Source organism: Paenibacillus sp. 01T422 (assembly GCF_056398785.1).
The window spans coordinates 1-7,200 of sequence record NZ_JBFTQB010000251.1 but is presented as its reverse complement, the minus strand read 5'-3'; the positions used below and the strand labels follow the sequence as shown (position 1 = coordinate 7,200).

General features: G+C 44.0%; 6 protein-coding genes and 1 pseudogene. 2 read left to right on the top strand and 5 right to left on the bottom strand.

Features of this window, described 5'->3' with window-relative positions; genetic code table 11:
• A partial coding sequence (locus AC1DUA_RS15780) for a hypothetical protein (RefSeq protein ID WP_477500678.1) occupies positions 1 to 297 on the bottom strand: 297 nt, incomplete at its 3' end.
• A gap of 407 nt (positions 298 to 704) precedes the next feature.
• Between AC1DUA_RS15780 and AC1DUA_RS15775 the strand changes: the two genes are divergently transcribed.
• On the top strand, positions 705 to 1,772 hold the full coding sequence (locus AC1DUA_RS15775; RefSeq protein WP_477500677.1) for a Ger(x)C family spore germination protein: 1,068 nt from the start codon (positions 705 to 707) through the stop codon (positions 1,770 to 1,772).
• A 22-nt stretch (positions 1,773 to 1,794) separates the two neighbouring features.
• On the opposite strand, the gene AC1DUA_RS15770 is transcribed toward AC1DUA_RS15775, so the two are convergent.
• Positions 1,795 to 3,135, bottom strand: a complete 1,341-nt coding sequence (locus AC1DUA_RS15770; RefSeq protein ID WP_477500676.1) for a hypothetical protein — start codon at positions 3,133 to 3,135, stop codon at positions 1,795 to 1,797.
• A 257-nt stretch (positions 3,136 to 3,392) separates the two neighbouring features.
• Here AC1DUA_RS15770 and AC1DUA_RS15765 point away from each other — a divergent pair, with 257 nt between their 5' ends.
• The gene (locus AC1DUA_RS15765; RefSeq protein WP_477500675.1) at positions 3,393 to 4,643 is read left to right on the top strand and encodes an esterase-like activity of phytase family protein; all 1,251 of its coding nucleotides are present in this window, start codon (positions 3,393 to 3,395) and stop codon (positions 4,641 to 4,643) included.
• A gap of 182 nt (positions 4,644 to 4,825) precedes the next feature.
• Here AC1DUA_RS15765 and AC1DUA_RS15760 read toward each other — a convergent pair whose 3' ends face one another.
• The 3 genes and pseudogenes from AC1DUA_RS15760 to AC1DUA_RS15750 form a co-directional block, all read right to left on the bottom strand.
• On the bottom strand, positions 4,826 to 6,142 hold the full coding sequence (locus AC1DUA_RS15760) for a hypothetical protein (protein ID WP_477500674.1): 1,317 nt from the start codon (positions 6,140 to 6,142) through the stop codon (positions 4,826 to 4,828).
• A 115-nt stretch (positions 6,143 to 6,257) separates the two neighbouring features.
• Positions 6,258 to 6,872 carry a cysteine hydrolase family protein gene (locus AC1DUA_RS15755; RefSeq protein WP_477500673.1) on the bottom strand — a complete coding sequence of 205 codons (615 nt, stop codon included), beginning with the start codon at positions 6,870 to 6,872 and terminating at the stop codon, positions 6,258 to 6,260.
• A 62-nt stretch (positions 6,873 to 6,934) separates the two neighbouring features.
• Positions 6,935 to 7,141, bottom strand: a pseudogene (locus tag AC1DUA_RS15750) (spore germination protein); the annotation flags it as partial.
• Positions 7,142 to 7,200 lie beyond the last annotated feature (59 nt).

The following is a 7,200-nucleotide window of genomic DNA, read 5'->3' as shown; positions in this document are numbered from 1 at the left end:
ACTTGGATCATCCATTGGCCCCCAAGGCATTTTAAGAGCTAGCACCTTATTGTCATTCCTACATTTCCCTGCTCTATTATTTGCCCTGTTAGGATGTGGAGTTAATTCGAGGTTTACTAACATCTTTCCGCTTGTAAATACAAGCTTTGACTTTGTGCAGCATGAAAAGTTTCTCGTGCCCATATTTTCGATTTGCCCTTTTCTTCTACTAGGTATGCTCCCTCCTGTTATCAAAGTCCGGATGAAACATCTCCTGATTACAATGATTCCATTGACTGTGATATATGTGGTCATCATCTATATTCCAATCCTTGTATATGGGGTTAACGCGGCAACTCTTATGAATTTCCCACTGGTAACAAGTATTGATACTGTCAATATTACCTGGTCCATATTTAACCGGATTTCATTATTCTACGCCGTTGCTTTGCTTGCTTTCGTCTTATTAATCACTTCCTATGCGCTTTGGGCCTCATCTGTGTTAGTTCGCAAAATGATACCGAAGTGGAAGGAGTCTTATATTAGACCCGTTCTTTGCTTGCTTGTTTTTAGCGCATCCGCGATAATTCCTAACTGGAATTCCTATGTGAAAATATACACTCTCGATATTTGGATCCGAGCCATTATCTTCTTAATGATACCAATTGCTGTCTATCTCCGAGGGGGTTTCATTCAAAGAGCGAACAGAAAGAAGGTTATCAATAATGATGCGTAAGCTTCAAACCGGAGCTCTACTAATCACATGTGCGGTATTGTTAACCGGCTGTTGGGACATTAAGGACGTCAATCACCGGGTTCTACCCATTGTCATGGGTATTTCCTATGGTAAAACCAATACATACAGAATCCATATTCAAATTCCATCACCAGAAAAGCAAGGATTATCCTCCAGAGTTTATTACAAAGAAGCTGACACGATTAGTAAAGCACTTACTGATATTGATACAGATATTGAAGCCGGCATCGATTTTATGCATATACAATTAATCGTAATTGATCGTAAACTTGCTGAAGATGGGATTCAAGAAGCGATAGCCTTCATCGCAAGGAGCCAGCAACTACCTACCAAAGCGCTCGTGGCCATCACATCCGAAGAAATCGGAGCTTTTCTAACACATACAGGGCGTGTTATCCAAACTGACGGAAGCGCACTCATGAACTTTTTCAATAAAAATGCCGGATGGAGTCCTGAAATTAATCTAGCTTATGTTTGGAAAATCTTTGGCGCTATCCACTCGGACACGGAAGATGTGACCATACCCATTCTGCGGTCGGGGAAATCAACGATGCTGGAGTTTATGGGTTCTGCGGTATTGGCCAAAGGGAAGATGAAAGGGGAAATTAAGAAGGAACAATCTCTTTTAATCAATTTATACGAAGAAATGTTTCAAGGATCTGTTGTTCAAGTAACGAATCAGGCGAGCGTAGCTATTGTAAAATGTAAAAACCGCATACATACCGATTGGCGTGATGATCATCCAGTGCTCCATATGAATATGCAACTTTCCTTGCATCTTATTGAAAATAATGGCAGTTCCGATGAAAACCAGATCGTGGAAGCATTCTCAAAAGATATGAAAGAACGATATGAGGTGCTCTTTGGACAGTTAAAATCGATAGGATCCGACGCGTTAGGTACGGGACAATATTTTAGAAACAAGCTGCCCTTCGATCAGCTCCCGAATTGGCGTCAAGATTATTATCCGAAATTGGAAACTGATCTGAAGATTGGATGCATTATCACGAATAGCGGGGATATATCAGAAAATTAAGCTGCTCCCATAGGAACAACCGTCATAAAAACTCCACTGTAAAATACTGCTTTATTTTATTTAAATACCACTCATCCTTCGTAATCCATGAAGTGCCGGATGGCATGTAGGCAATGAAATTAGCCAATGTCTGAGAGCGATCTTCCATATCCGATGCACTCCTTGCGTCAGAGGAGGACATATTGCTGTCCATATGAAAGGCAGCAACGCCATGAATATACAGATCCTTATTGCCATTTTGCATGGAAAAAATCATGTTTGTGCTATATCCATCGACATGCGTATGTTTGGCAGGCGTATCACGGGTAGGATTGTTTCGCCCAGCATTCCAGTTATTATGGACCATAGAGACATATTTATCGAGTGCTTCTTCTGTTGCATCCTCATGAATATACACCTCTGGCTTTGGAAAAGCGTTGAAATCCGCCTCTAAAGCGTCTAGGCGCCGGGAAAGGAATGCTAAGTTGTCTGACACTTCCTTCAAAGAAAACCCGCTTAAATCCTCAGCTTTTACATATAAAAAGGTATTTAAATAATCTTGAATTTGAGGAGCATTCTCGACAAGTATTGCATCTTGTTCAATTCGACCGCTCAACCTTTTGACCTCTTGAAGAAGATTCTTCGAGTAGTCCAGCACGTAAAGCTCCATTTCGTCAATGGCTTCCATATCAACAGTCAGAGGCGTATCTTGCTTAGATAAAGAAGCCATCGAATAATAATGCAATAGCCGTGTTTTCATATCACCAGGAAAAATGTGCATTTGCGTTTTTAGATCTTCCAGTCGAGGCAGAATTTCTTCCTTACTCGTATGATCTTCAACCGCATCATAAAAAATATCGTTCTCTCCATCGTCATTGGAGACAGTTGGGTCCAGGTACAGCTTTTGCAGCACATTGCTAGCCATTTGGCTAATTTGGTCTCTCGACTGTTCGAATTTATCTTTTGCCAAATGCACGATGAAGTCTGCCTCATCTATTTCCTGCTCCAATACCGCATTAAACGCAAAAGGATTCACACCTGCATTTGCTTTGGCCGAAAGGATTTGGTTCTTCATCCCAATCAGTTCAAAAGCCTGCATTAAGTCGCTCGTTGTTGCGCTGCGTTTCAAACTATCACTGTACTGGGCTACTAGTTTCCGTTGAATAACAGGTTGCCCCATCGACGTGGTAGGTACTGCTTGCTGTTGCGACATCATGCGCGTTACCGCTTTGTTGCCAATCGTTCTTTGGAGCTGAAGAACAGAAGATGCATTCATCGGCATACCCACTGATAAGGGCTGGTCAGCATTTTTTGAGGATGGTGATTGCTTCTCCAACGAGGATCTGCTCGCTCGGCTTGATTTGGAAGACACATGGGCTTGCATACGGGATTCGAGCCTCCTTTCGCTGGTAAACAGTAGGTCTGATATCATTAATAGTACCACAATTTACCACGCTTGAGATGCATATGTTAGCTTGATTCGCCAATTTACATTGCCCGTTATAAATAGGTAACCCTTCCGTCCCCCGAATTTAAGCTTATGTAAATTTCCCCATATCCTATTGTCCCGTTCTGGCGCACTTCTATATAATGAAAGTGTCATCGTTACTGATGGATGAATTTGGGAGAGAAGGTGTTGACGTGAAGGTAAGAAAGCTCATATCCGCAAGTGCTGTAGCCGGTTTGTTGCTGGCCTCCGTACCACTCGCTGCCGCTTCGGCCGCTACGACGGAACCGAGTGGACAAGCTCCAATGACTGAAGGTCATCAACGAAAAGCAGCGAAGCCTCATAAGCAAGCTAGACATGCTCAAAATCACACTGTCGGACAACTTACGTTTATCGGTGAACAACGAATTGCAAACGATCTAAAGTATGAGGAAACGCTTGTTGGCGGATTATCTGGTATTGATTATAATCCTGCGACGCATCAATGGATTCTTATTAGCGATGATCGTTCGGACAACGCTCCTGCTCGTTTTTACAGCGCCAAGCTGAAATACGATACCAAGAGCTTCTACGGAGTCGAATTAACCGGTATGACAGCGTTCAAACAAGAGGATGGCACGACGTATCCGAACAAGAAAGATTATACGGCTAATAAGCAAGGCATCGTCCCTGATCTGGAATCGATCCGCTTTGATCCTAACGGCAAATCGATCTGGTATACGAGCGAAGGCGATCGCACCCTTAACTTGAATCCTTTCATCCGCCAAGCAACATTAAAAGGCAAATACTTGTCTTCGATCCTTACTCCGAAAGCTTTTCAAATGGATGCCAACAACGGCAGCAGTACGCAGAAAGGCTTCCGCAACAATCTTGCTCTGGAAGGAAGCAGCTTCTCCCCAGACGGAAAATACTACTTTACATCCATGGAAGCTGCACTTTATCAAGACGGCGAAATCTCGACTGTTGATGCTGGCTCTTATTCCCGTATAACGAAATACAATCGAAGTGGCGACATCATCGCGCAATATGCTTATCCGATTGACGCTATTCCGGCAAAGCCCGGACAAGGCAAAAGCGCCGATAACGGCGTTTCGGAAATGCTGGCGATAAACGACCATCAGTTCCTCATTTTGGAACGTTCTGGTGTACAAGCCGCTGATGGCAATTATGCCAATTATATTCGCATTTATGAAGCGGATGCTACTCAAGCGACCAATGTAAACAATCTTGACTCCTTATCAGCTGGCCAATTTGCGCCTCTTACAAAGAAGCTGGTACTGGATCTTAATACACTGGGCCTGCCGAAACTCGACAACGTGGAAGGCATGGCTTGGGGACCGAAGCTCCAAAACGGGCACGACAGCCTTGTCCTTGTCTCGGACAACAATTTTGGTGCATCGCAGGTGACACAACTTCTTGCTTTCGACGTTTCACCCGAGAAATAGTGTATATCGCTCATATAAGGGTAAACGGCTTCGTCGTCCTTTAGGACGAGCGCGTTTGTCAAGGTAGATGCGAAGCCAAAGTATGAAACTTATACTTTCTTATCTACGAAAAAAGACCGCATCGGCGGTCTTTTTTATTTGCAGCAGCGAAACTATCCATCGTGTCGAGAGCCTCATCTAAATTATTGCCCTTCGAATTTATTAATTCCTAGCGGAAGGGGGACATTAGCTGGGTTCGGCTCCTCCCTTTTATCAGGGACAATGCGCCCATCCACGAGAATCGCCATATAAATGGTATTCGGGTTCAGTTCTTCCCTGGAAGGAGGTTCCATGGTTTTGCTGAAGAATAACTTTCCTCCATATTCCCACAGTGGTAGTCCCCCACCTTGCACAGCTGTGCCAATGTATTGTTTGAAACCACCAGCCATATCTCCTAGCTGCACATCTGCATCTTTAAGCATGTTTGGCGTAAGCGGCGTATTTTGACCATGTCGCATATTCACCTTACCGGTTCCTCCAACGGGCATGTCCCCGGTAACATCGACCGTAGTAAATCCACTTAATACTCCCTCTAGCATTTTCACAATATAATCCCAATCTTCCTCTGCCTCGGGAGGGTACACGGTAAGAAATTTGTCGATAGGTTTCGGAGTTTGAGTACAATCAAACTTATGGTAAAGCTTCAAACCTTTGAGTATGGGACTAACTTTTTGTGAGATGGCCAAACGCTGGCTGGCATCGCCAGAGCCAACATGCGCCTTCCAGCTCACGTGGGCAATCTCGCCCTCGCCCCATGACATATAATTGCGGTCTTCCGCGTATCCCATCTCATTCAAATAATCCCTCATTGTGACAGAAGCTCTTAATTCCTTTTTCTCTTCTATTAGCTCCTGGTGTCGTGGCTTAGGGGTATTCACTTCTCTTTTGGTGAAACCCTCAGCACGATGACGTCTTTCCCTACCATCTGAAGGTGCCTCTGCTTCTTGGATGACAGTTCTCCTCTGCTGGATACTCTCCAAGATCTGATTGATTTTAATGAATTTCGCCGGGTCCTTCTTCTTTAGTTTCTTGCTACTATCTCTTAGGTTATAGCTTTTACGCCACTCTCCGATAATATTTTCAATCTTCTTTAATTGTTCTTTCTGAGCGGCATAATCYGTATTACCTAATTTCTCGTAAACGATGAGCGCATCCCCGAGATTCCCCCACGAAGTCTTCCCAKGTCCTATCTTTGTGCCGGCCGTCAGCCCATCATTATCTAATTCTTGTTTCGTTGGCAAACCTGGTGCTCTTTGTACAACTACTTCGTTTGGAGCAGTTGTAAACTGTACTTCTCTTTGCAGCAGCTCTCCTACTCTTCGGTTCCCCAGTGTCCGCTGCAATTGCATCCAATTGCTCGTTGATGGACTGCGCTCCACCTTGGGAACTGCTCGCTCGCTGTTTTCGCTATCATTTTTCTGCAGGCCCCGCGTCGGAGTCTGCGAACGCATTCCTATCAATCAAACCGCCCCTTCCGGATGGGATTATATGGTAGTCATTATCTATACTATACCATACCAACTTGGAAATGAGCGTTTCCCATTTGAATCTATCCTGTATTGATTTCACACCTTTTTACAAGGCAGCAAGTAGTTCTTCCGTATTCAAAATGGCATGTGCAAACGTAGGCCCATTAATTTCATGTGCCGCATGCATAGCCTCTTTACTGAAAGCTGTAGTTGCATCTTTGACTAGGGTAACATGGTAACCAAGTTCCGTGCCGAAACGTGCAGTCGCTTCGATGCATGTATTGGCTAACGCGCCGATCACGATGATCTTTTGTACGCCATGCATTTTCAGCTGATGATCAAGGTCCGTGTTGGCAAACCCGCTGCTGGCCCAATGCTCTTTAATAATCACATCACCCTCTTGAGGTTGAAAGTCAGCATGAAATTCCCCGCCCCAAGAACCTTTAGCAAACACCTGTGATTTCTGCGACTTCACCTGATTAGGATTGGGATACAACCAAGTAGCGAAATCATCAGGCTCAGATTTGTGATGAGGAACATAAAATACTCGAATACCCGCTTTTCGAGCCTCAGCAACAATCTCTTTCAAATGACCGTGAAAGTTTACGGATTCAGACACTTCTTGCGACCGAGAGAACAGTTTACCTCCAGGTGCGATGAAATCATTGTAAGGATCAACTAAAAGTAGACCCGTAATTGCTTTATCATATTTTTTCTCCAAAATGGATACAATCCTTTCAATTCGAGATTCAATTATTGTTTTCAAGCTAAATTGATTTCATACAGCACCAATGCACATACAATGGATATCGCTTGTCCCGATATTCTTGGCATACGCAGACCGGCTTCTCGAAGGACTTCAAAAATAACCATCATTCCGAAAGCTTCCACCACCACTGGGAACAGCACTCCTTCCCTTTGTGAAGATAGGTTGGCCAGCATGGACGAGGGGAGCATCTCTTGATGATAGCTGCCAAGGGAAATAAATAAGGTAAGAAAGGAGTACCGACAGTTGTCAGTACTCCTTGTTCAATTCTATAGAATTATGA

Bases quoted from the DNA above. Each gene is read 5' to 3' on its own strand.
- AC1DUA_RS15775 (WP_477500677.1), top strand. From the start codon at position 705: ATGATGCGTAAGCTTCAAACCGGAGCTCTACTAATCACATGTGCGGTA.
- AC1DUA_RS15770 (WP_477500676.1), bottom strand. From the start codon at position 3,135: ATGCAAGCCCATGTGTCTTCCAAATCAAGCCGAGCGAGCAGATCCTCG.